Annotated in this window: 24 protein-coding genes and 1 tRNA gene; 10 read left to right on the top strand and 15 right to left on the bottom strand. The window is 61.8% G+C overall.

Translation table 11 applies throughout. The annotated features are described in order from the left end of the window. Nucleotides 1–4 precede the first annotated feature (4 nt). Nucleotides 5–81: transfer RNA gene (locus tag RFM41_RS18025), tRNA-Asp, on the top strand. Nucleotides 82–162: 81 nt separating this feature from the next. Here RFM41_RS18025 and RFM41_RS18020 read toward each other — a convergent pair. Further along, nucleotides 163–693: a DUF1036 domain-containing protein gene (locus RFM41_RS18020; RefSeq protein WP_320244835.1), complete on the bottom strand. Its 531-nt coding sequence runs from the start codon at nucleotides 691–693 to the stop codon at nucleotides 163–165. Nucleotides 694–876: 183 nt separating this feature from the next. Further along, nucleotides 877–1,866, bottom strand: a complete 990-nt coding sequence (locus RFM41_RS18015; protein WP_430691473.1) for a phytanoyl-CoA dioxygenase family protein — start codon at nucleotides 1,864–1,866, stop codon at nucleotides 877–879. A gap of 114 nt (nucleotides 1,867–1,980) precedes the next feature. Between RFM41_RS18015 and RFM41_RS18010 the strand changes: the two genes are divergently transcribed. Beyond that, nucleotides 1,981–2,841, top strand: a complete 861-nt coding sequence (locus tag RFM41_RS18010; protein WP_320244831.1) for a helix-turn-helix domain-containing protein — start codon at nucleotides 1,981–1,983, stop codon at nucleotides 2,839–2,841. Nucleotides 2,842–3,035: 194 nt separating this feature from the next. Beyond that, nucleotides 3,036–3,239 (top strand): hypothetical protein, encoded by a 204-nt coding sequence (locus tag RFM41_RS18005; RefSeq protein WP_320244829.1) that lies wholly within the window; start codon nucleotides 3,036–3,038, stop codon nucleotides 3,237–3,239. Between the two features lie 55 nt (nucleotides 3,240–3,294). Here the strand turns inward: RFM41_RS18005 and RFM41_RS34185 are convergent, their stop codons facing one another. The 4 genes from RFM41_RS34185 to RFM41_RS17990 all read right to left on the bottom strand — a co-directional run bounded on the left by RFM41_RS34185 (nucleotide 3,295) and on the right by RFM41_RS17990 (nucleotide 5,988). Beyond that, nucleotides 3,295–3,393 (bottom strand): putative RiPP precursor, encoded by a 99-nt coding sequence (locus RFM41_RS34185; RefSeq protein ID WP_430691472.1) that lies wholly within the window; start codon nucleotides 3,391–3,393, stop codon nucleotides 3,295–3,297. Between the two features lie 111 nt (nucleotides 3,394–3,504). Next, nucleotides 3,505–4,449: a ribokinase gene (gene rbsK / locus RFM41_RS18000; protein ID WP_320244827.1), complete on the bottom strand. Its 945-nt coding sequence runs from the start codon at nucleotides 4,447–4,449 to the stop codon at nucleotides 3,505–3,507. 4 nt (nucleotides 4,450–4,453) lie between these two features. After that, nucleotides 4,454–4,906, bottom strand: a complete 453-nt coding sequence (locus RFM41_RS17995) for an RbsD/FucU family protein (protein WP_320244825.1) — start codon at nucleotides 4,904–4,906, stop codon at nucleotides 4,454–4,456. A gap of 23 nt (nucleotides 4,907–4,929) precedes the next feature. Then, nucleotides 4,930–5,988, bottom strand: coding sequence for an ABC transporter ATP-binding protein (locus RFM41_RS17990; protein ID WP_320244823.1), 1,059 nt, complete (start codon nucleotides 5,986–5,988; stop codon nucleotides 4,930–4,932). Nucleotides 5,989–6,269: 281 nt separating this feature from the next. Between RFM41_RS17990 and RFM41_RS17985 the strand changes: the two genes are divergently transcribed. The 3 genes from RFM41_RS17985 to RFM41_RS17975 all read left to right on the top strand — a co-directional run bounded on the left by RFM41_RS17985 (nucleotide 6,270) and on the right by RFM41_RS17975 (nucleotide 10,069). Continuing rightward, nucleotides 6,270–7,937 carry a sugar ABC transporter substrate-binding protein gene (locus RFM41_RS17985; protein ID WP_320244821.1) on the top strand — a complete coding sequence of 556 codons (1,668 nt, stop codon included), beginning with the start codon at nucleotides 6,270–6,272 and terminating at the stop codon, nucleotides 7,935–7,937. Between the two features lie 84 nt (nucleotides 7,938–8,021). Beyond that, on the top strand, nucleotides 8,022–9,143 hold the full coding sequence (locus tag RFM41_RS17980) for a carbohydrate ABC transporter permease (RefSeq protein WP_320244819.1): 1,122 nt from the start codon (nucleotides 8,022–8,024) through the stop codon (nucleotides 9,141–9,143). A gap of 8 nt (nucleotides 9,144–9,151) precedes the next feature. Continuing rightward, nucleotides 9,152–10,069, top strand: coding sequence for a carbohydrate ABC transporter permease (locus RFM41_RS17975; RefSeq protein WP_320244817.1), 918 nt, complete (start codon nucleotides 9,152–9,154; stop codon nucleotides 10,067–10,069). Between the two features lie 44 nt (nucleotides 10,070–10,113). Here RFM41_RS17975 and RFM41_RS17970 read toward each other — a convergent pair whose 3' ends face one another. Together RFM41_RS17970 and RFM41_RS17965 are read right to left on the bottom strand one after the other, a co-directional pair. Beyond that, nucleotides 10,114–10,857: a creatininase family protein gene (locus RFM41_RS17970; RefSeq protein ID WP_320244815.1), complete on the bottom strand. Its 744-nt coding sequence runs from the start codon at nucleotides 10,855–10,857 to the stop codon at nucleotides 10,114–10,116. A 3-nt stretch (nucleotides 10,858–10,860) separates the two neighbouring features. Further along, nucleotides 10,861–11,427 carry an SIS domain-containing protein gene (locus RFM41_RS17965; protein WP_320244813.1) on the bottom strand — a complete coding sequence of 189 codons (567 nt, stop codon included), beginning with the start codon at nucleotides 11,425–11,427 and terminating at the stop codon, nucleotides 10,861–10,863. 184 nt (nucleotides 11,428–11,611) lie between these two features. On the opposite strand from RFM41_RS17965, the gene RFM41_RS17960 reads away from it, so the two are divergent. Then, nucleotides 11,612–12,634, top strand: a complete 1,023-nt coding sequence (locus RFM41_RS17960) for an aldo/keto reductase (protein ID WP_320244811.1) — start codon at nucleotides 11,612–11,614, stop codon at nucleotides 12,632–12,634. Between the two features lie 87 nt (nucleotides 12,635–12,721). On the opposite strand, the gene hupB is transcribed toward RFM41_RS17960, so the two are convergent. The 4 genes from hupB to RFM41_RS17940 form a co-directional block, all read right to left on the bottom strand. After that, nucleotides 12,722–12,994, bottom strand: a complete 273-nt coding sequence (hupB, locus tag RFM41_RS17955) for a DNA-binding protein HupB (protein ID WP_027166452.1) — start codon at nucleotides 12,992–12,994, stop codon at nucleotides 12,722–12,724. A gap of 196 nt (nucleotides 12,995–13,190) precedes the next feature. Then, nucleotides 13,191–15,602, bottom strand: a complete 2,412-nt coding sequence (gene lon, locus RFM41_RS17950; RefSeq protein ID WP_320244809.1) for an endopeptidase La — start codon at nucleotides 15,600–15,602, stop codon at nucleotides 13,191–13,193. 274 nt (nucleotides 15,603–15,876) lie between these two features. Beyond that, nucleotides 15,877–17,151 carry an ATP-dependent Clp protease ATP-binding subunit ClpX gene (clpX, locus tag RFM41_RS17945; protein ID WP_040981372.1) on the bottom strand — a complete coding sequence of 425 codons (1,275 nt, stop codon included), beginning with the start codon at nucleotides 17,149–17,151 and terminating at the stop codon, nucleotides 15,877–15,879. A 290-nt stretch (nucleotides 17,152–17,441) separates the two neighbouring features. After that, nucleotides 17,442–18,077 (bottom strand): ATP-dependent Clp protease proteolytic subunit, encoded by a 636-nt coding sequence (locus RFM41_RS17940; RefSeq protein ID WP_320244803.1) that lies wholly within the window; start codon nucleotides 18,075–18,077, stop codon nucleotides 17,442–17,444. A 347-nt stretch (nucleotides 18,078–18,424) separates the two neighbouring features. Here RFM41_RS17940 and RFM41_RS17935 point away from each other — a divergent pair, with 347 nt between their 5' ends. After that, nucleotides 18,425–19,012, top strand: coding sequence for a hypothetical protein (locus RFM41_RS17935; RefSeq protein ID WP_320244801.1), 588 nt, complete (start codon nucleotides 18,425–18,427; stop codon nucleotides 19,010–19,012). 166 nt (nucleotides 19,013–19,178) lie between these two features. Here RFM41_RS17935 and RFM41_RS17930 read toward each other — a convergent pair whose 3' ends face one another. Together RFM41_RS17930 and cysE are read right to left on the bottom strand one after the other, a co-directional pair. Beyond that, complete coding sequence (locus RFM41_RS17930) at nucleotides 19,179–19,382, bottom strand: DUF3126 family protein (protein WP_027166457.1); 204 nt, start codon at nucleotides 19,380–19,382, stop codon at nucleotides 19,179–19,181. Nucleotides 19,383–19,533: 151 nt separating this feature from the next. Next, nucleotides 19,534–20,382, bottom strand: coding sequence for a serine O-acetyltransferase (gene cysE / locus RFM41_RS17925; protein WP_041007130.1), 849 nt, complete (start codon nucleotides 20,380–20,382; stop codon nucleotides 19,534–19,536). Between the two features lie 121 nt (nucleotides 20,383–20,503). Here cysE and RFM41_RS17920 point away from each other — a divergent pair, with 121 nt between their 5' ends. Further along, nucleotides 20,504–21,109 (top strand): HD domain-containing protein, encoded by a 606-nt coding sequence (locus RFM41_RS17920; protein ID WP_320244799.1) that lies wholly within the window; start codon nucleotides 20,504–20,506, stop codon nucleotides 21,107–21,109. A 4-nt stretch (nucleotides 21,110–21,113) separates the two neighbouring features. On the opposite strand, the gene RFM41_RS17915 is transcribed toward RFM41_RS17920, so the two are convergent. Next, complete coding sequence (locus RFM41_RS17915; protein WP_320244797.1) at nucleotides 21,114–22,052, bottom strand: LysR family transcriptional regulator; 939 nt, start codon at nucleotides 22,050–22,052, stop codon at nucleotides 21,114–21,116. A gap of 112 nt (nucleotides 22,053–22,164) precedes the next feature. Here RFM41_RS17915 and RFM41_RS17910 point away from each other — a divergent pair, with 112 nt between their 5' ends. Continuing rightward, a complete protein-coding gene (locus RFM41_RS17910; protein WP_320244796.1) occupies nucleotides 22,165–23,157 on the top strand; it encodes an ABC transporter substrate-binding protein in 993 nt (330 codons plus the stop codon). The last annotated feature ends 17 nt before the right edge of the window (nucleotides 23,158–23,174 follow it).

Below are 23,174 nucleotides of genomic sequence, written 5' to 3'. Positions count from 1 at the left end.
GTGCGCGGGTGTAGCTCAGTCGGTTAGAGTGCCGGCCTGTCACGCCGGAGGTCGCGGGTTCGAGCCCCGTCACTCGCGCCATTTTTTCAGTCACATAGCCGTGTTGGTGCGAGCCAAAGTCTGAACGCCGGACCGGCAGAAGGCACTGGATTTTAGTGGCCGCTACTTGCTGGTATTATCGTTGACGTTGGTGTTGTTGCTGAAACTCTGCGAGACGTTAATCCCATCAGCCTCGATGGTCAGCGTCTCGTCCAACTCCGAGTCCTTCGATTCAACGGAACGTGTAAAGCCAACCAGTCTTGCGCCAGGATCGCCGGGGCGCGACTGATTGTCATTTAGATTATTGATAAAATTAAAGGAGTTCGTCGCTATCCAAAACTGTTTGTCCGCTCGAACGCTCCCCCACATATTCTTGTTTTTGACGTTCTTGCTAACTTTGTATTGGTTTGTTTCTGCGTAGTACCAGAATACAGTCAAATGAAGCGCGCTGTCGAACTGATCGCAGCCACCATTCGGATTCAGAACCAGCCAACCTCGGGAAATGTATGACTCGTCGTACCCAGGCTGGGCATACGCCATCGCAAAATAAACAGTCTGGGAGAAGTTGTTGCAGATTTTGATGGCGGCCTCGGCTCGCTCTGCGCTCATTGCCAGGATGACGGACAACAGAACCGATCTCACGAAGGCGGCCATCACTGCACCCCATAGGATGGACCTATTTAAGTTCCTGCTATATTAGCTACAAGTCAAGATGCCATATCGGCGACCCGCTCGCCGCTTTGCTCCACCAGGCGGCCCGAACTCACGCTCCGCCCAGATCGGCCGCTCAGGCGGTCTGAAGCCGACATGGCATTCGTCCATGTTGATCGCTCAGGCTCACTCGTTCCAGCTGACCAGCCCCAGCAGCCTTTCGCCGAGCGGCGTCAGCTTTGCCATCTCGGCGTTTCTCTTCTCCCAGCCGCGCGGATCGCCGGCAAAGCCGGCGCGCTGCGGCGCCTCGCGCTCGCGCCAGGAGCGGATTCGCGCCTCGCGCTCGACGAGATTGCCCTCATCGGCCGGGAACATCGAGATGTACTGCGCCATCCGCACCTTATCGTCGGACGTGTTCGGCGCCACGCCATGCGCCAGCAGCGAGTTGAAGATCATCAGATCGCCCGGGAAAAGCTCGAGCTTCTCGATCCTGTCCTCGATCCCCCTCATATCCGGATGGTGCGGATCGCGGTCGGCGGGTTGCGTCTTCACCCACTCGTCGAAATGCTCGAACAGATAAGGCACGCACTGGAAGCCGCCTATGTCGCCGCCGTCCTGGTGGACCAGCGAAAGCACGCCCTGGACCGAGATCGGCTTGGGCTCGAGCGAGGTGTCGGCATCCCAGTGGATGAAGCCGGGAGATGCGCGCTTGCCCTTGTTGGGCGTGTTAAGATTGGCGCGGTCGATGGCGACCCACAGATCCTCCATGTCCCAGATGTCGACGAAGGCGTCATAGACGCGCCGCGCCATGCGGTTGTCCCACAGGAACTGGTGGTTGTAGATCTCGACCATGCCGGCATTGTTGATTTCCTTCAGCGCGTAATCGCGCCGCTGGGTGACGTCCCAGGTCGCCGGATCGTTGGGGTCCTTGTCCTCGAATTCCCAGAGCAGCGCCTTGAGGCGCTCGACATTTTCCTTTGGCACCGCGTTGCGCACGATCACGAAGCCCCGCTTCTGCCAGTGTGCGAAATCCGCGTCTGAAAGCACGCGCAGCGGGAGCGTTTTCTTGATCCTGGATAGTTGGGTCGTTGCCCGGCTGGATGTCGGATGATCGTCCTTGGTGATGTCTTTCGCGTGGGCCACCGATTTCCTCCTCGACCTTGTCTTGCCGAACATGAGGCTAACCGAGCGATGGACATGCGTGTTGTCCCCGACAGGCTTGGAATGATACTATTCTGGCGCATATCGTCATCTCAACGCCGTTCGAGACGAATTCCTTAGAGGCCGGCCGTGAAGCCATATCTGGAGAAAGTCACCGTCGCCGATGACGCCTCGTGGTCGATGGTAAGGGTGCCGCGCGACCCGACCATTCCGTTCGAATGGCACCATCATCCGGAATATGAACTGACGCTCACCCTGAACTCGCACGGGCGTCGCTTCGTCGGCGACCATGTCGGCGGCTATGACGATGGCGACCTCGTGCTGCTCGGCCCCAACCTGCCGCACACATGGTCTTCTTCCAGCAAGCTCGATGGCGGCAGACCGCATCTGGTCATGGTCATCTGGTTCCGGCCTGAATGGGCACGCGGATTGACCGGGCTTCTGACCGAGCTGCGGCCGGTTGCCGGCTTGTTGGAGCGATCGGCGCGCGGGCTGAAATTCTCGCAAGACGCGACCGGGCGCGTCAGGGCGCGGATCGAAGCGATCTTCGACAAGCCGCCCGCGGACCGGCTGCTCGACCTGATTTCGGTGCTGCTGACGCTCGCCGAGGACGACGCGGCCGAGCCGCTGACGGCGCCGTCCCGCTCGCCCTCCTCCATCGCCTCGAGCGGAGCGCGCATAGACCGCGTGCTCGACCATCTGCACGCGCACTATACGGACGATCTCAGGATCGATCACCTCGCGCGCCTCGCCGCGCTCAGCCCATCAGGCTTCCACCGCATGTTCACCCGGCACACGCGGCTGACCTTGATCGAGTATGTGACGCGGCTGCGCATCGGCAGGGCTTGCGCCCTTCTGACGGAAGGCGACAAGCCGATCGCCCACATCGCAGAGCTGGTCGGCTATCGATCGCTCGCTAATTTCGGACGCCAATTCAAGGCGCTGAAGGGACTGACGCCGCGCGAATATCGCGGCAGGTTCGCCAACTGAAGGCCTAGTGCGTTTCACCGTTTCACGAAAACGGCAAAACACCCTATCTCTTTGTTTTTACGCAATTCCGGACGGAAGGCTATGGCGAAGTCGCCGAGCTTAACCGCCTGCACTTTTCCTGGAATTGCTCCAGATCCCGGAACCATTCCAACCTTGTCCCGTTCAGCCCTCGGGCGAAAAACGGGAGAGATCAGATGGCTGTGAGATGTCGGATTTCCGTCGACAATGAGAGGGATGTCGAGGAGCTTGCCTTCCAGGAATTGCCGCGGGTCGGCGAAAGCGTGTCGATGCCGGCCGAAGGATCGAACAGGGATCTTCGCGTGCTCCGCGTTGTGCATATGCCCGGCAGCGAGCAGGACGCAACGACGATGCTGGAGCTGACCAGCAGGATCCTCTAGAACATGATCCCGAACCGAAGGTCAGCGTAGCTAAAGTGGGGACCGGTTTTCGGGATCATTCGCCCAATATGACGCCGGAAGCGATAATCTGAGCCGTCCGTTCGGTGAGCTTCTGGCGCTTCACGAGCGTGGGCTTTTCGTAAGGCTTTTTCATCCAACCGTTCCAAATCGTTGCCGGCCAGGACTGTGAACGCGCTTGCCTCCGTTTGCGTTCCGCAACAAGGGACCGCTAACAAAGCCGCGAAAGATTGGAAGGCAGGAGCTGTCAGGCCTTGGCCAACAGCGCCTCGACCTCCTTGAGGGTTGGCATGGACGGCGCGGTGCCATGGCGGGTCACCGAAATGCCGGCGACCGCACAGGCGAAGCGCACGGCCTCCAGCGGCTCGACGCCCTTTGCCAAAGCGGCGGCGAGACCGCCGTTGAAAGCGTCGCCCGCGCCCGTCGTCTCGACCACCGGACCGGCATTGACCGCGCCGACATGTTCGGATCGGTCCTTGGTATGCAGCAGCGCGCCCTTCTCGCCGAGCGTCACGATGACCGCGCCAACGCCTTTCGCCAACAGAGCGTCGGCGGCGCGGCGGGCGTCGTCGACCGAGGAGACATTGATGCCGGTCAACCCTTCGGCCTCGCTCTCGTTGGGCGTGAGATAGTCGCAAAGCGTGTAGATGCGATCCGGCAGGTTGGCGGCTGGCGCGGGATTGAGGATGGTCGTCACCCCTGCCCCGCGCGCGATTTCCAACGCCCTCAAGGCGGCGTCGATCGGCTGTTCGAGCTGGGTGACGAAAACGCCGGCGGAACGGATAAGTTCGGCATGCGCCTCGATGTCGACCGGCGAAATCAGCATTGCCGCGCCCGGACTGACGATGATGGCATTGTTGCCGGTGCCTTCCTCGACAAAGATATAGGCCGCGCCCGTATAGCTGTCCGGCGTATCGATGACGGCGCTTTTCACGCCTGCGTCCTTCCAGGTCTGTTTGGCCATGTCGGCGAAGGCATCGACGCCGAGGCGCGTCAGAAACGTGATGTCAGCGCCAAGTTTGCCTGCCGCCACCGCCTGGTTCGAGCCCTTGCCGCCCGGCCCGAGCTTGAAGGAATTGCCGAGGATCGTCTCGCCCAGGCGCGGCTGGCGGTCGGCGCGATAGGCGGTATCGGCGACGAACACACCCAAAATCACAACAGGCTTCATGACGACGGGCTTGCTGGCGGCCATGCCCTTACTCCGCATCCGGCGGCACGACGCCCTTGCGGAAGGCAAAGCAGCCATAGAAGCGGCGCTCGCCGGTCTGGATCACGCAATAGGCTTTCTTGGAGCGCTCGTAGAAGGCGTAGCGCTCGATCGAGATCATCGGCCAGGGCTTGCCTTCGGCCGCGTCGATCTCCTTCTGGACCTCCTTCTGCACCGGCGGAATCTCGTTCGGCTTGCCGACGATCTCCATGCGCGCGGCGGCGTCATTGACGAAAGTGTCCAGCGGAAGGAGCGACAGCACCGCCTTCACCACTTCGGCCGCGCTCGCATCGATGCGCAACAGCTTGCCGAGGACGGTTTGCCGAGCCACCGAATCGGACGGGAAATTGGTGTCGGCGATGATCAGGTCGTCGCCATGGCCCATCGCCCGCAGCGCCTGGAGCACATCGGCATTGAGCAACGGATTGATCCCTTTGAGCATGGTTTCCTCTTGAAGGGTTGATGTCAGAGACGCCTGCCGGTCCCGGCGTCGAAGAGGTGGACCTGGTCGAGACGCGGCTTGAGCTTGAGCGTGTCGCCCGGCTTGAAGTCGTGGCGCTCGCGAAACAGCGCCACCATGTCGCCCTCGCCGAAGCGCACGAAGGCCAGCGTCTCGGAGCCTGTCGGCTCGACCACCGAGATCTTGGACTCGACGCCGTCCGGATGGATCTCCAGATGCTCCGGCCGTACGCCATAGACGACGGCCTGGCCATCCTCGACAACCGCACCCGACGGTATCGGAAACGCCGTGCCGGCTATCTCGACGACCGGCTTCTCAGCCTTCTTCACCGTGCCCTTAAGCAGGTTCATCGAAGGCGAGCCGATGAAGCCGGCGACGAAAAGGTTTGCCGGCCGGTCGAACAATTCCAGCGGCGCGCCGACCTGCTCGATGCGGCCATCGCGCATCACCACGATCTTGTCGGCCATGGTCATGGCCTCGATCTGGTCGTGGGTGACGTAGATGGTGGTCGTCTTCAGCCGCTGGTGCAGTTCCTTGATCTCGGTGCGCATCTGCACGCGCAGCTTGGCGTCGAGGTTGGAAAGCGGCTCGTCGAACAGGAACACCTGCGGGTTGCGCACGATGGCGCGGCCCATGGCGACGCGCTGGCGCTGGCCGCCCGAAAGCTGGCGCGGGTAGCGCTTGAGATAGGGCGCCAGGTCGAGGATGTCGGCGGCGCGCTTGACCCGCTCGGCGACGACGGCCGCATCGGTGCCGCGCAGCTTCAGCGCGAAGGCCATGTTCTGCTCCACCGTCTTGTGCGGGTAGAGCGCGTAGTTCTGGAACACCATGGCGATGTCGCGCTTGGCCGGCGGCAGGTTGTTGACGACGCGGTCGCCGATCGAGATCGTGCCGCCGGAAACCGTCTCCAGCCCGGCCACCATCCTCAACAGCGTGGACTTGCCGCATCCTGAAGGACCGACCAGCACGACGAACTGCCCGTCGGCAATATCGACGCTGACCTCATGCAGGACCTTGACGGTTCCGAACGCCTTAGCCACACTGCTGATCGCGACTTGAGCCATCGTCTCCCCTTTATCTTTTGCGGTGAAGCTAGCCATTGCCAGCGGCAACGGCAAGTCGGTATCTTATAGATAAAAAGCCAATCTTGTTGACAAGGTAATCGATTACGCGAATAGTGGCGAGTGCCAATCCGAGAGCAGGCCTGTTACCCTGAGATCGGAGCTCCGGCGACGCAGGGTGGGGTCCCACGTCCCCGTATGATCGAGGAGAAACGAGAGACGTTTCGACGTCCGAGAGATTGGCACTTCAATTCAATCGCTGTTGTTCTGGGAGGAACCTGTAGATGAGAGTCGATCTGTATGAAAAACTGATGCGCGCCGGCGCGAGCCGCCGCGATCTGTTGAAGGGCGCGGCCAGCATGGCCGCGCTCGCCGCGACGTCTGGCGCCGGGCTCGGCGCGCTGACGAAGCCGGCCGCTGCCGCCGACAGCTTGCGCGCGAAAATCGTTCAGATACCGGGCGTCGGCAAGGGCCAGCCGACAGACGCCGACTTCCAGAAAGTCGGCGAGCTTTGCCTAGAAGCGACCAAGGCGAGCGTCAAGCAAGGTGAATTCGCCGGCGTAGAGCTCACCTTCATGGGCCTCAACAATCAGAACCTTCACAACGTGCTGTTCCGCGGCTTCCTGAAGCCATGGGAGGCTTATACGGGCGCCAAGATCAGCTGGATCGACCTTGCCCAGGCCGATTATAACGCCCGCCTGCAGCAGTCCATCGCAACCAAGACCGTCGACTTCGACATCATCGAGATGGGCGCGCCTTTCGAAGGCGATGTCTGCGGCAAGGGCCTCACTTCGGAAATGCCCGACTGGGTCAAGAAGCAGATCGATTTCGATGACCTCGTCAACTACCTGAAGCCGCCGGTCGGCACCTGGGACGGCAAGCAGTACCGCTGCACCATCGACGGCGACACGCACAACTTCAACTACCGGACCGACGTGTTCTCCGATCCGGACCTCGCCAAGGAATGGAAAGCAAGCGGCGCGACGACTGAATGGGGCGTTCCGAAGACGTGGCAGGAGGTGCAGGCCGTCACCAAATTCCTCAAGGGCAAGAAGTTCAAGGGCCAAGATGTCTACGGCTATCTTGATGCGCCCAAGCCCTGGGGCGGTTTTGGCTTCTACTTCCTCGGCAGCCGTGCCACCGCCTATGCCAAGCACCCCGATGACAAGGCCTGGCTGTTCGATATCGACACGATGAAGCCGCGCATCAACAATCCGGCCTGGGTGCGCGCGATCCAGGACGTGATCGACGCCCTACCTTCGGAGCCGCCGGACCAGATCAACGCCGACCCGAATACCACGGGCTTCCAGCAGTTCATCGCCGGCACCGGCTCGATGATCCCCTGGTGGGGCGACATCGGCTCCAACGTCAAGACCAACGACTCGTCGGTCATCGGCGACGTCACCGGTTTCTCGATCCTGCCGGGCTCCGACGACGTCTACAACTCCAAGACCGGCAAGTGGGAGAAGCTGGCCAGCGGCCCGAACTATTCGCCCAATTGCGCCTACCTCGGCTGGGGCGTCTATGTCATGGCCCGCGTCGATAGCGACGAGAAAAAGAAAAAGGCGGCATGGTCGGCCGCCGCCCATCTCGGCGGCAAGGACCTGTCGCTCTGGACCGCGATGTATCCGTCGGGCTTCCAGCCCTACCGCAACTCCCATTTCAACATTCCCGAGTGGGTGGCGGCAGGCTATGACGAGGCCTTCATCACCTCCTATCTCAAGTCGGAAGGCGATTCCTACAACCATCCGAACGCGGCGATCGAGCCGCGTATCCCCGGCATCTTCCAGTACTATTCCGCAGCCGAGGACATCCTGGCTAACACCTTCGCCGGCAAGATGAAGGCGCAGGAGGGCGCCGACGCAATCGCCGCCGCCTGGGAGAAGCTGACCGACCAGATCGGCCGCGAGAGCCAGATCAAGCTCTATAAGTCCGCGCTCGGCCTATCCTAACGAAATCGCGGCCCGACGGTGTTGCTCCGCCGGGCCGCATTTTGACCGGCCACGGTCGGTCATTTTGCATATGAGGCGAGAGGCGTGGCTGACCAGACTTCGACCGCAAATGCGTGGCCGGCAAATTCCACAGCGGCCGATTTGATCCCGCCCGGACGCAAGCGCCTTGGCTGGACCCTGTTGATCGCCGCGACGCTCGCGCTGCTGGCGGCGATCACGACGCAGATTCTCTACAAGACCGAAGTCGACACGGTCGGCTTCGACACCTGGCGTCCCGTGGTTTACGCTTATGTGCTGTGGGGTGTGGCGCTCGGCGCCTGGCAGGTGCTGACGCGTGGCGAGGACGGCCAGCGCGCGCTGTTCCTGCTGCCGGCGCTGCTCTTCACCATTGCCATGGTGATCTTCCCGACGCTTTTCGGTTTCTACATAGCGCTGACCGACTGGAACCTCAGTTCGTTTACTGGTCGCAAGTTCAACGGGCTGGACAATTTCTGGCAGATGCTGGGCGATCCCTATTACCGCAACGCGCTGTTCAACATGGTGCTCTATGTGCTGGCGGTGCTGGTAGAATACGTCATCGCCTTCGGCCTGGCGCTGCTGCTCAACGCGCAGATCCGCGCCAGAAAATTCTTCCGGGTGGTCTTCCTGCTGCCGCTGATGCTATCGCCGGTCGCCGTTTCCTGGATGGTCGGCAAGTCGCTGATGGAATACCGGTTCGGACCGGCATCGACGCTGGCGCGGCATCTCGGCTGGGATAATCCCGCCTTCTTCTCCGATCCGATCACCGCGCGCATCTCGATTATGGTGCTCGACGCCTGGACCTTTATTCCGTTCATGATGATTATGCTGCTCGCCGGCCTGCAAGCAATGTCGCGCGAGGTGATCGAGGCGGCGCGCGTCGACGGCGCGAACGCTTGGCAAACCTTCTGGCAGGTCACCTTCCCGCTGATGCTGCCGGTGTCAGTGACGGCGGTGATCCTGCGCATCATCTTCAAGCTCAAGCTTGCCGACATCATCATCACGGTAACGTCCGGCGGTCCGGGCGGCGCCACGGACTCGGTTTCGAGCTTCATCTACCGCGAGTACCGCGACCGCTCGAATGTCGGCTACGGCACCATGCTCGCCATGGTCTACCTGATCATCATCGTTGTGTTTGTCACCTTGCTGCTGAAGATTGCCAGCCGCTTCGTGCGCAACGTCAACTGAGCGACATCATGAGCGTCCAGACCACCAACTACACCGTCTCCGAGATCCGCTCACCGGCGGCCTTCGTAGCCAGCCGCGTCTTCATCTATGGCGCGCTGGTGTTCTGGGCCTTCGTCTGCCTCTTCCCGATCTACTGGACGATCACCACCTCGTTCAAATCGGCGGTCGACGTCACGCAAGGCCATCTCATTCCCTTCGTCGACTTCCAGCCCGACTGGAAAGGCTGGCGCTCGCTCGGCCTGTCGCCGGATTCAATCTTCGAGACCTCGACGGTACGCGACGAATTCTTCAAGCGCTTCATGAACTCGGTCATCACCTCGGTCGGCGCGTCGGGCCTCGCCATCATCATCGGCAGCCTCGCCGCCTATGGCCTTGTCCGCTACCGCTACAAATTCGCCTGGTTCAAGAACGAGGACATCTCCTTCTTTTTCCTCTCTCAGCTGATCCTGCCGCCGGTCGTGCTGGCGCTCCCCTTTCTGGTGCTCTACCGGGAAGTGGCCCTCCTCGACACCCGCATCGGGCTCGTGCTCCTCTACACGCTGATGGTGCTGCCGATCGTCATCTGGATCATGCGCGATCAGTTCAACTCCATTCCCGTCGAATTGGAGGAGGCAGCCTTGGTCGACGGGCTGTCGATCTGGGGCGCCTTCTTCCGCATCGTCATGCCGATCGCGCTGCCCGGCATGGTCGCCGCTTTCATCCTGGCGATGGTGCTGTGCTGGAACGAGTATTTCTTCGCCGCTCTTCTGACGTCGACCGATGCTAAGACCATCCCCGTCATGGTGGCGAGCCAGACCGGCTCGCAAGGCATCAACTGGTGGGCGATGGCAGCTCTTGCGACGGCCGCGATCGCCCCGCTGGCCATCATTGGCATCGCGCTGGAGCGCTACCTGATCATGGGCATGACGGCCGGCTCAGTGAAATAGCTGGACCTCTCCTTCTCCCCTTGTGGGAGAAGGAAAAACCGGGCCTATTTCACCAATATCGCCCTGAGATGGTCGAGGATCATGGCGACACCGATCTTGCCGAGATCCGCCGAGGCCTCCGGCGCGCTTTTCGTGTACCAGCCGGTGTTGTCGGCGAAATGCTTCTCGTCCACCGCCTCCGGGCATAGCGCCAGCATCAGCGAGGTTTCGCCTTTGCCTGCATGGTCGAACGGATATTTGCCGTTCATAGCGGCCGGCATCAGCGGGTGCACCTGCACCCAGTTGAAGACATTCTCGCCCTGCGCGTGGCCGGCATAATAATCGGCCATGCTGTTGGAGCCCCACCAGCCCTCGCCACGCTCCTTCTCCAGGAAGCGGAAGATCGCCTGCCGGCCGGCGGTCTTGAAGGCGAGATCGGTCGGCATGCCGGCCACGAAATTCTCGGTCTGGTGGTGGATGATGGCATGGATGTTGCGGAAACCGATGCGCAGCAGGCCATAGAACAATTCCTCCGCGAATGGCGAAAGCACCGGACCGCCGACCTGCACCGAGCCGCTGCCTTCCGGCGGAGCCACCGCATAGCTTGCCGCGCCGTAATAGAAGGGCGGCAGGATGACGATATCCCTCTCCCTCTCGATCAGCTCCACCGTCTTGATGACAGCCAGCGTGTCCATGCCGACCGCCATGTGCTCGCCGTGATATTCGAGCACACCGAGCGGCAGCACCGCAGGCCAGTTCTCCTCGATCGCCTTGCGGATCTGGTGCGGCAGCATCAACTCGTAGCGCATCCCTTACTCCATGTTGGTATGCCTGGCGCGCATCGCTTCCGGCGTCGCGCCAGTCAGCGCCTTGAGCTTCAGCACCATGATCTCGAACAAAAGGAACAACGCGCCCTCGAACAGCGAGCCCATCGGCAGCACCGAGGTCCTTGCCGCGCCCTGGTCGCTGGCCATGGTCTGGGCCGGAACGACGAGCGTGAAGTCGGCGAGTTTCGCCGCGCTGCCTGCCGGTTCGGCCGTCAACAGCAACACCTTCGCGCCGGCCTCGCGGGCAACCCGCATCAAGGTCAGCACCGTGGTGGTCTCGCCCGGCCCCGAGCTCGCCAGGAACACATCCCCTCGCCCCAGCGGCGGCGTGGTCATGTCGCCGACGACCGAGACCGGCAGGCCGAGATGGTAGAGCCGCATAGCAAAGCCCTTCACCTGCAGCGCCTCGCGGCCGCAGCCATAGACGCCGATCCTGCCGGCGCCGGCCAGCATTGCGCAGGCGGCGTCGATCTGGGCTTCATCCGTGCGCGCCAGCACCGCGCCAAGCTCGTCCAGCGCGGTCGCGAACATGCCGGATCCGGCTTTGGTCATCACGGCTCACCTTGTCTGCGCGATATCGCGAGTCTCGATCGATTTGCGGCGCGCTGCCGCGAAAGACTTGTTTTTGTTCATGCTACCATTGCGAAAATCGCTGTCCAACGAGCCTCGGCACTTTTGCTGGGCCACGGGCATGATAGTGTCATGTCAGACAAATCGCTCCGGGACATCGTCAGACATGAAGACACGGCACTTCGACCGCATCGGCAATGGCGGCATCACCTTCACCGAGCTCGGCTTCGGCACGGCGCCGCTCGGCAATCTCTATCGCGCCATCTCCGACGAGGACGCCAACGCCACCCTGGAAGCGGCATGGGCGACCGGCTGCCGCTACTATGATACGGCGCCACTCTACGGCCTCGGCCTGTCGGAAACCCGCCTCAACCCCTTCCTGCGCGGCAGGAAGCGCGACGACTATGTGCTGTCGAGCAAGGTCGGCCGCATCATGCGCGTCGCCCCGCCGGACCAGCGCACCGGCATCGGCAAGTTCTTCGACACGCCGTCGCGCCGGGAGGTCTACGACTACTCCTATGACGGCGTCATGCGCTCCTTCGAGGCCTCGCTGGAGCGTCTTGGCGTCGACCGCATCGATATCCTCTTCGTCCACGACGTCGACATCTTCACCCATGGCAGCAAAGAAGCCTCGGACGCCCGCATCGCGGAGTTCATGTCGTCCGGTTATTACGGGCTGCTTTCGCTGCGCGACCAGGGCGTGATCAAGGCCTTCGGCGGCGGCATCAACGAGTGGCCGGTCGCCCAGACGCTCGCCGAGCGCGGCGACTTCGACCTGTTCCTGCTCGCCGGCCGCTACACGCTGCTCGAGCAGGAAGCGCTTCAGTCCTTCCTGCCGCTTTGCCAGAAGCGCGGCATCGGCATCGTGCTGGGCGGTCCCTACAATTCCGGCGTGCTTGCGACCGGACCGAAGCCCGGCGCCTTCTACAATTACAGCGAGGCGCCGAAGGAGATCCTCGACCGCGTGGCGCGTATCGAAGCCGTCTGCAAGCGCCACAATGTGCGCCTGATCGAGGCCGCGCTGCAGTTCCCGCTGCAGCATCCTTCGGTGATGTCGGTGATCCCCGGCGGCCAGCGGCCGGCCGAGGTCGAAAGCAACCGCGCGCTGCTCGACACCAAGATACCGGCGGCGCTCTGGGCCGATTTGAAACAGGAAGGCCTGATGCGCGCGGACGCGCCGACAGCCTGAGCAATTCCAGGAAAAAGCGCAGGGCCGATCGCCAGAAAAAAGAAAAGCCGGGCAAGCCCGGCTTTTCTGCTCTTAAAGAAAAAGGTCTTAGTTGACCGCGTCCTTGAGGCCCTTGCCGGCCGAGAACTTCGGCACGGTGCGGGCCGGAATCTTCACTTCCGCGCCGGTCTGCGGATTGCGGCCGGTCGAAGCAGCGCGTTTTGACACGGTGAAATTTCCGAAGCCGACAAGCCGGACATCGCCGCCCTTCTTCAGTTCGCCAGTGATCACGGAGAACACCGCATCGACGGCGGACTGCGCATCAGCCTTCGAAATGCTTGCGGAGTCGGCGACAGCGGACACCAGTTCGTTCTTGTTCATAAAAATTCCCTTCCATGAGAAAACCGGAACTTACGACTCATCCGGCAGGAAACGGACTTTAGAAAGAAGCGTTCAGGAACCCAAGCCGAAAACCGCGGAATTCCGGGCTTTCTCGCATTTTTTCATGGCTTTTTCACATGAAAAAGCCGGGCTTGAGGCCCGGCTCTCTCTTTGTGCAGTGCACCGTTAACATTTGTTAGTGCGCGAGCGACTTTCCGGCATCGTCGCCGGTGTCGACCGAAGCCGGCGCATTGACCGGCTCGACCCACTCGATCGGCTCCGGCATCCGGGTCAGAGCGTGCGCGAGCACCTCGCCGACCCGCGAGACCGGGACGATCTCCATGCCGTTCTTCACATTGTCCGGAATGTCCGCCAGATCCTTGACGTTCTCTTCCGGGATCAGGACCTTCTTGATGCCGCCGCGCAATGCCGCGAGCAGCTTCTCCTTCAGGCCGCCGATCGGCAGGATGCGGCCACGCAGCGTGATCTCGCCCGTCATCGCCACATCGGCCCGGACCGGGATACCCGTCAGCACCGACACGATGGCCGTGGCCATCGCGGCGCCTGCGGACGGGCCGTCCTTCGGGGTCGCGCCTTCCGGCAAGTGGACGTGGATGTCGCGCTTGTCGAACAGCGGCGGCTCGATGCCGAAATCGAGCGCCCGGGAGCGGACGTAGGAAGCCGCCGCCGAGATCGATTCCTTCATCACGTCGCGCAGATTGCCGGTCACCGTCATGCGGCCCTTGCCGGGCATCATGACGCCTTCGATCGTCAGCAGCTCGCCGCCGACCTCCGTCCAGGCAAGCCCCGTGACCACGCCGACCTGATCGTCGGCCTCGACCTGGCCGAAGCGGAAGCGCGGCACGCCGAGATAATCGGCGAGGTTATCCGCCGTGATCTTCACCGTCTTCTTCTTCGTCCGCAGGATCTCGGTCACCGCCTTGCGCCCGAGCTTCATCAGCTCGCGCTCCAGGCTGCGCACGCCGGCTTCCCGGGTGTAGGTCTGGATGATGCCGCGGATCGCGTCCTCGCCGACCGAGAACTCGTTCGGCTGCAGGGCATGATCACGGATCACCTTGGGCATCAGGTGACGCTTGGCGATCTCGATCTTCTCGTCCTCGGTGTAACCGGCGATGCGGATGATCTCCATGCGGTCCATCAGGGGCGCAGGGATGTTCAGCGTGTTCGCCGTCGTCACGAACATCACGCTCGACAGGTCGTATTCGACCTCGAGGTAATGATCCATGAACGTCGAGTTCTGCTCCGGATCGAGCACTTCGAGCAGGGCCGATGACGGATCGCCGCGGAAGTCCTGGCCCATCTTGTCGATCTCGTCGAGCAGGAAGAGCGGGTTGGACTTCTTGGCCTTCTTCATCGACTGGATGACCTTGCCGGGCATCGAGCCGATATAGGTCCGCCTGTGGCCACGGATCTCGGCCTCGTCACGCACGCCGCCGAGCGCCATACGGATGAACTCGCGGCCGGTCGCCTTGGCGATCGACTTGCCAAGCGAGGTCTTGCCGACGCCGGGCGGTCCGACGAGACACAGGATCGGCCCCTTGATCTTCTTCTGGCGGCTCTGCACGGCGAGATACTCGACGATGCGCTCCTTGACCTTGTCGAGGCCGAAATGGTCGGCGTCGAGCACGTCCTGCGCATAGTTCAGGTCCTGCTTGACCTTGGAGTTCTTGCCCCACGGGATCGACAGCAGCCAGTCGAGATAGTTGCGCACCACCGTCGATTCAGCCGACATCGGCGACATCGAGCGCAGCTTCTTCAACTCGGCTTCCGCCTTCTCGCGGGCCTCCTTGGAGAGCTTGGTCTTCTTGATGCGCGCCTCGATCTCGGCGGCCTCGTCGCGGCCGTCCTCGCCCTCGCCGAGCTCCTTCTGGATCGCCTTCATCTGCTCGTTGAGGTAGTACTCGCGCTGCGTCTTCTCCATCTGGCGCTTGACGCGCGAGCGGATTCGCTTTTCCACCTGGAGCACGGAGATTTCGGCCTCCATGAAGCCCATCGCCTTCTCCAGGCGCTCCTTGACGGAAAGCGTAGCGAGCATCTCCTGCTTCTCGGGGATCTTGATGGCGAGATGCGAGGCAACCGTATCGGCGAGCTTGGAATAGTCGTCGATCTGGCTGGCCGCGCCCACCACTTCGGGCGAGATCTTCTTGTTCAGCTTGACGTAATTCTCGAAGTCGGTGACGACCGAGCGGGCAAGCGCCTCGATCTCGACCTCTTCCTCCTCCGGCTCGGCCAACGCCGTGGCGCGGGCTTCATGGAAATCGGGGCGATCGGTGAACGAGACGATCTTGGCGCGCGAGGCGCCCTCGACCAGAACCTTCACGGTGCCGTCGGGCAGCTTCAAGAGCTGCAGCACATTGGCGAGCGTGCCGATGTCGAAGATCGCATCGGGTTCGGGATCGTCGTCGGCTGCATTCATCTGGGTGGCGAGCAGGATCTGCTTTTCCTGACCCATCACCTCTTCCAGCGCCTTGATCGACTTTTCACGGCCCACGAAGAGCGGAACGATCATATGCGGGAACACGACGATATCGCGCAGTGGGAGGACTGCGAAAACGCCGTCGCCGGAAGCCTTGGATATCTTGGCCATTGTCCAACCTTTCATGTCGCGGCCGCTAATTTTAGCCAACCGCGAATCTCATATTAACGACCGAGTGTCGTTCCGCCTACCACCGTTTGTGACGGGAGTTTTACAGCACAGAATTCGGCGCCTCGGCCTTCTGCTGTTAGGTGGATGCAGCCGGGGCAAAGATCAAGGGTTAGCATGGTCGCTCGAGCCGTTCCACTGCCCGCCTCCCCGCCTTTGACAGCAAAACGGCGCCACGCGGGCGCCGTTCCACGAAAATCGACGGTCCAGTGCCATTTCAGGCGCTGACATTGCCCTTCTTTTCCTTCTGCTCGGAATAGATGTAGAGCGGCCGGGCGTTGCCGGACACCACTTCTTCCGAAATCACCACCTCGCGCACGCCTTCCAGCGCCGGAAGCTCGAACATGGTGTCGAGCAGGATCGCTTCCATGATGGAGCGCAGGCCGCGCGCGCCGGTCTTGCGCTCGATGGCGCGCTTGGCGATCGCCGACAGGGCGTTCTCGTGGAAGGTCAGGTCGACATTCTCCATCTCGAACAGCCGCTGGTACTGCTTGACCAGCGCGTTCTTCGGCTCGGTCAGGATCTGGATCAGCGCCGGCTCGTCGAGGTCTTCCAGCGTCGCCAGAACCGGCAGACGGCCAACGAATTCGGGGATCAGGCCGAATTTCAGCAGATCTTCCGGCTCGACCTGGCGGAACAGGTCGCCGGTGCGCCGATCCTCGGGCGAGGCCACCGTCGCGCCGAAGCCGATCGAGGTCTTGCGGCCGCGATCCGAGATGATCTTGTCCAGCCCCGCGAAGGCGCCGCCGCAGATGAACAGGATGTTGGCGGTGTCGACCTGCAGGAATTCCTGCTGCGGGTGCTTGCGGCCGCCCTGCGGCGGCACCGAGGCGACGGTGCCTTCCATGATCTTGAGCAGCGCCTGCTGCACGCCCTCGCCCGACACGTCGCGGGTGATCGAGGGATTGTCAGACTTGCGCGAGATCTTGTCGATTTCGTCGATATAGACGATGCCGCGCTGCGCGCGCTCGACATTGTAGTCGGCCGACTGCAATAGCTTCAGGATGATGTTCTCGACGTCCTCGCCGACGTAACCGGCCTCGGTCAGCGTCGTGGCGTCGGCCATGGTGAACGGCACGTCGATGATACGGGCGAGCGTCTGCGCAAGCAGCGTCTTGCCGCAGCCGGTCGGACCGATCAGCAGGATGTTCGACTTCGCCAGCTCGACATCGTTGTTCTTGCCGGCATGCGCCAGGCGCTTGTAGTGATTGTGGACCGCCACCGACAGCACGCGCTTGGCATAGGGCTGGCCGATGACATAGTCGTCGAGGACCTTGAGGATCTCCTGTGGGGTCGGCACGCCTTCGCGCGACTTCACCATCGAGGTCTTGTTCTCCTCGCGGATGATGTCCATGCACAGCTCGACGCACTCGTCGCAGATGAAGACCGTCGGCCCGGCGATCAGCTTGCGGACTTCGTGCTGGCTCTTGCCGCAAAACGAGCAGTAAAGCGTGTTCTTTGAATCACCGCCGCCGTTGCTGACCTTGCTCATTTTTCTGTCCTTTCACCGACTCCCGCCGATCGCCTGGCATGGAGTGACGTCTCACCAATCTATCGCGGGAATCCGCCACCGCCAGTGTCCCGGCTCACACAGCGCATTCCGTACGAAACACAATTCAGAAAACGCGGCAATGATTCGCAGCAACCCCACGCAAAGCTAAGCCGTCGAAAATCAACATAGCCTTAACGTAGGCAATCCCAGCGCCTGAGGGAACAGCCAATTGTGGCCGAAATGCCGCAAGACGCGCCAAAACCGCGTTATGCTGTCATTTGCTGTCGATGTCAGGCCGAAGCTGCGGTTGCCTCGGTAGCCTCGCGGCTCGATATCACCTTGTCGATCAGACCGAAGTCCCTGGCCTCGTCCGCGGTCATGAAGTGGTCGCGGTCGAGCGTCCTCTCGATCTCGTCATAGCTCTTGCCGGTGTGCTTGACATAGACCTCGTTCAGGCGGCGCTTCAGCTTGATGATGTCCTGCGCATGACGTTCGATGTCCGAAGCCTGACCCTGGAAGCCGCCGGACGGCTGGTGGACCATGATCCGGGCGTTCGGCGTGGCGAAACGCATGTCCTTATGGCCGGCGGTCAGAAGCAGCGAGCCCATCGAGGCGGCCTGGCCGATGCAGAGCGTCGACACCGCCGGCTTGATGAACTGCATGGTGTCGTAGATCGCCATGCCCGAGGTGACGACGCCGCCCGGCGAATTGATGTAGAGGTTGATTTCCTTCTTGGGGTTCTCCGCCTCGAGGAACAAAAGCTGTGCACAAACCAGCGTCGCCATCCCGTCCTCGACCGGGCCGGTGATGAAGATGATGCGTTCCTTCAACAAGCGCGAGAAAATGTCATAGGCACGCTCGCCGCGGTTGGTCTGCTCGACCACCATCGGAACGAGGTTCATGTAGGTTTCAACGGGGTTCTTCATGGACTACCCTTGTTGGAGATGGATTCCGGCACCTTGGTATTATCAGCAATCGCGCGGAATCGTGCAGGATCGGTTATGCCCTAAATAGGATGCCGGCTCACCCTAGCGCAAGGCCGCCTCTCCTAGCCATCTGGTTAAGTCGAGTAAAGCGTCGCGGCACCAGGGAAAACCCGGGCGAATTGGCCCTGCGACGCGGGCTCGGTCCGGCTGACCGGACCGAGCCATCGGCAAGGTAGCAATTCCTTAACCGCGCCGCTTAACGAAAAGCCTCGAAATCGCTGTCGCCCCCGGGACCTTCCGCTAAAATCCTGCGTTGTGAAGGCGTCCTTTTTCAACGGGGGAATGTTATGATCCGCAAAAGCTCCGCATTGCTGGCGGCCGTCGCGATGCTTGCCAGCATCTGTGAAACCGCAGCCGGCAGCCGCGCGCTCGAATGCTATGAGCCGATCCACAGGCCGGCACTTTACGACACCGTCTACGAGGACGTGATGCTGAACCCTGGCGGGCAGGTGGTCGATTATGACGCGCCGATCTACGGCACCTACCAAAGCGTGGACCAGATCGCGCCGCCGCGCGTCAGCTATGAGACCGTGCCGGCGGTGACGCACACCGTCTATCACAAGGTCAAGGTCGACGATGGCGGCTATGCTTGGGAGTGGCGCACCATCCATGGCCGCAAGGTGCTGTGCAAGGTATGGCGCAAGGCCCGCTACGCGCGCGTCGCGGAAACGGTCGTGATCCAGCCGGAGCGCGTCCGGCGCGTCGTTCAGCCGGCGGAGTTTGAAGCGGTTGCCCACGAAGTGCTGGTGCGGCCGCAGCAAGTCCGCATCCGGGAAATCCCGCCCTCATACGGGACGGTGGCGCGTAGAGTGGTGGTGCGGGAAGGTTCGACCAGCTGGCGGCGGGTGCATATCCCGCGGCACTGCCAGGACTAAAGCATGTCTCCCGAACGTGGGAACCGGTTTCGGGACAAAGACATGCATAAAATCAAAGACCTAAGCGCATGGAGCGAATCTGAAGGATCGCGACGCGCTTTAGGCGATATCCGCCTGGACGGCCGGGCGGCGGCTATGCGCACGCCCAGCCCGGAACTGAGCCTGATCAGGCCAGATCGATGTCGAGGATCGCCATCGAGAAATTATAGTCGCCGTCGTCTTCGTCCTTGAAGACGATGCCGAGGAATTCGTCGCCGACATAGACCTCGGCCGAGTCTTCCTTGCGCGGACGCGCCTTCACCTGCAGCTTGGGGTTTTGGAAGACGCGCTTGAAATAGGCGTCGAGCTTTCTGATCTCGTCAGGCTTCAAAAGTCTTCTCCGAAATGTCGGTCTCGTTCGATGGAACGCGCTTCTGACACGCCAACGATGGCCATGTAAAGGCAAGCCGGGACAATTGCATAGGACAAAAGCGGCCGAACCTGGCGGCCCGGATTTCGGCGGTTCCCGAGGATGGCGGAGGTCAGATGTCGAAGCTGACCACGTGGTCCATGCTCTGCGACGGCAGGAGCTGATCCATCTGCCGCGAGGGCTGGTCGCAGCCGGTTTCCCCCACGACGCGCGCGGGCACGCCGGCGACCGTCTTGTTGTGCGGCACAGGCGACAGCACCACCGAGCCGGCGGCGATCTTCGAGCAATGACCGATCTCGATATTGCCGAGGATCTTGGCGCCGGCGCCGATCAGCACGCCGCGGCGGATCTTCGGATGGCGGTCGCCATTGGCCTTGCCGGTGCCGCCCAAAGTCACCCCGTGCAGGATCGAGACATCATCCTCGATGACGGCCGTCTGGCCGACGACCAGGCCGGTGGCGTGGTCGAGGAAGATGCCCTTGCCGATGCGGGCGGCCGGGTTGATGTCGGTCTGGAACACCGAGGACGAGCGGCTCTGCAAATAGAGCGCGAAGTCCCGGCGACCCTGGTTCCACAGCCAATGCGCCAGCCGGTGCGTCTGGATGGCGTGAAAACCCTTGAAATAGAGAACCGGCATGATGAAGCGGTCGCAGGCCGGATCGCGATCGTAATAGGCCTGGATGTCGACGCGAACCGTCGAGCTCCACTCCGGATCGTCGTCCAGCATCGCCTTGAAGGTCTGGCGGATGAGATCGGAGCCGATATCCTGATGCGCCAGGCGCTCGGCCAGCCGGTGGATCACCGCCTCTTCCAGGCTCTCCTGGTTGAGGATGGTCGAATAGAGGAAGGCCGCAAGCAGCGGATCGCGGTTGACCGCCTCCATCGCCTCATCGCGGATCGACCGCCAGATCGGGTCGACCGGCTGCACCATGCTGGGGCGGGCAATCGTAACGCTGTTCATCGACGCTCTCCGGCCTTGCTCATTCTCCGGCGGCACATATAGGCCAGATCATAGCACGGTTGAACTCAATTTTCCTTAGTGCTTTGTCAAATGGACCTGGTTCACGCAAATTCAAGCGACGATGGAAAACGAACCCTTGATCGACGAAGCGCTGAAAAGCGAGCTTTCCGCGCTCTATCAGGCCGCGGATCGCCACTACCACGGCCTGGCGCATATCCAAGCGATGCTCGCGCTGGCGGCCGAATACCGGCATCTTCTTGACGATCCGCAGGCTGTCGAGGCGGCGATCTGGTTCCACGACGCCATCTATGACAGCCGTGCCAAGGACAATGAGGCAAAGAGCGCCGAACTGGCCGAGAAAAGGCTCGCCGGGCGCGCCAGTCCTCATCGCCTTACCCGCATCGCGGCGATGATCAACGCCACCGCCACCCACCAATTGCCGCCATTCCACGACGAGAATGCGCTCAACGATGCGGCCCTTTTGCTCGACATGGATCTGGCGATCCTCGGCGCCGAACCCGCGGTGTTCGATGCTTACGAGAAGGCGGTCCGACTGGAATATGGCTGGGTGGAGGAGCCGATGTGGCGCGCCGGCCGCGCGGCCGTTTTGAAGAACTTCCTGGCTCGCCCGCATATTTTCGGCTCTGAGCCATTCCGCCAGCGGTACGAGGCGCAAGCCAGAAAGAACCTGAGCCGATCGTTGCAGGCTCTGCAAAATCCGGCCTGATCGATCAAGCATCAACTGCCGGATCGCGCCCGGTCCCGGATTTCGTTGCCTGCGCCGGGTCGAAGAGCGCATCGAGAAAGGCTTGGACCAGCAAACTCTGGGCATCTGCCTTGCGATAGGCGACGCGGTGGATGGAGCTGAATGCGTAGGCTCTCGGCCGGATCGCCCGCATTTCGCCCCCTGCCACCCAGGGATCCGCGAAATGGCAAGGCAGGAAGCCGATGAAGTTGCCCGAAAGGATCAGCATCAGCTGTGCCTCCATATGGACGACCGACGCGCTCGCGCGCGGATGGCCGACAAGATAGAGGTCATCGAAATGCCGGTAGCTGCGGACCGAAAAACGGGCGTTATCGATAGCCGCCTTGTCGATTGCCGAATCCGGCACGGCAAATAACGGGTGGCGTCGCCCGCAATAGAGGAGATGCGGCTCTCCGCAATAGTCGCGATAAACGACGCCCGGCGCCTTTTGCGACAGCGGTCCGATGACGATGTCCCGGCCACCGTCCGCGACCTGTTGCTCGAGTTCGGATGGCGTGCCTACCGTCAGGTCGATGAAGACATCGGAATCCGGCCCCATGAAGCGGCCGAGGGCATGTTGGATGCCAAGCTCCGCGCTGGTGAACACGCCATCCGAGGTGCCAAGCCGCAATCGCCCCGACAGGCTGCCGCTGGCGGCACTGATGCGATGTCCGAAATCGTCAAGGTCGCGAAACAGCTTCTGAGCGGCATCGTAGGTGGCCCGGCCGACCTCGGTCAGCCGGAATTGCTTGCGCCCGCGATGGCAGAGCTGTGCGCCGATGCGCTTTTCCAGTTCGGCCAGATGCGTGCTCAGTGTCGGCTGCGACAGATTGAGCGTGATCTGGGCGGCCGCGAAACCGCCGGAATCGGCCAGCGCCACGAAGACGCGAAGCAGGCGGATATCGATATTGTCCAGCCGGCGCATGCCATTCCCCCACCATACATCGATATTATTCGATGTATGGTTCTAAATAAACTCATTTACATCAATGTTGAAAGCCGCGAGCCTGCGCAAAACAAAACATTGGGGAACGATCATGAAATCATCCAGGGCTTTCGCCTTGTCCGTCGCGCTCGTGCTCGCCGGCGCGCAATCCGCCTTCAGTGCCGACCAGATCCGCATCCTGGCGCCCACATGGCTGGGGTTTGCACCTGTCCACATTGCTTCCGATCTTGGCTGTTTCGCCAAGAAGGACCTCGATGTCAGCATCAAGTTCGAGGACGACCTGACGAATGTCATGGCGGCGATGGCGCGCGGCGACATCGAGCTGCAGATGCGTTCGGTCGGCGAATACCAGGGCCGTCCCCGCGACGCCTCGACCCCCGGCATCATCATCGGCACGATCGATGAATCCGTCGGCGGCGACGGCGTGATCACCGACGACAACATCAAGTCGGTGGCCGACCTTAAGGGCAAGGTGGTGGCCGCGGAGCCGAATATCCCCGCGCGCCTGCTGCTGCAGATGGAGCTGAAGCAGGCCGGTCTGTCGCTGAAAGACCTTCAGATCAAGGATATCGCTTCCGCCGACACCGGCGCTGTGTTCGTCGATCCCTCGATCGCCGCGATCGCCACCTATGAGCCGTTCATGTCGCAGGCGCTCAAGGCCTCGACCCGACCGGGCGCGCGCATGCTGATCTCATCCAAGGATCATCGCGGCATCATCATCGACGCGATCATCGTGCGCAACGACGATCTCAAGGCCAATCCGGACAAATATGCCCGTTTCCTTGGCTGCATCTATGAAGCCGTCGATTTCATCAAGGCCGAGCCGGACAAGTTCGCCGAGATGGCGTCCAAGCATTTCGGGCTGACGCCGGATGAGGTGAAGGGGATCGTCAACGGCTCGCTTTCCTACACCACGCTCTCCGAGTCGCTCGCCTACATGGGCAAGCCGGGCGAGAAAGGCACCCTGCACGACATCTTCGACACCGTCATGCAGCTCAACCTGGAAAACGGCGCCGCTGACAACAAGCTGATCGCCGCCGACCAGATCGACAACTCGGTGATCAACAAAGTGCCTGCGAAGTAGGTCTTCGGATACGCACC

This window comes from Mesorhizobium vachelliae, assembly GCF_033977325.1.
Classification (GTDB): Bacteria; Pseudomonadota; Alphaproteobacteria; order Rhizobiales; family Rhizobiaceae; genus Mesorhizobium; species Mesorhizobium vachelliae.
Note: the sequence above shows the minus strand (reverse complement) of the source record. Positions and strands in the feature narration are given on the sequence as shown.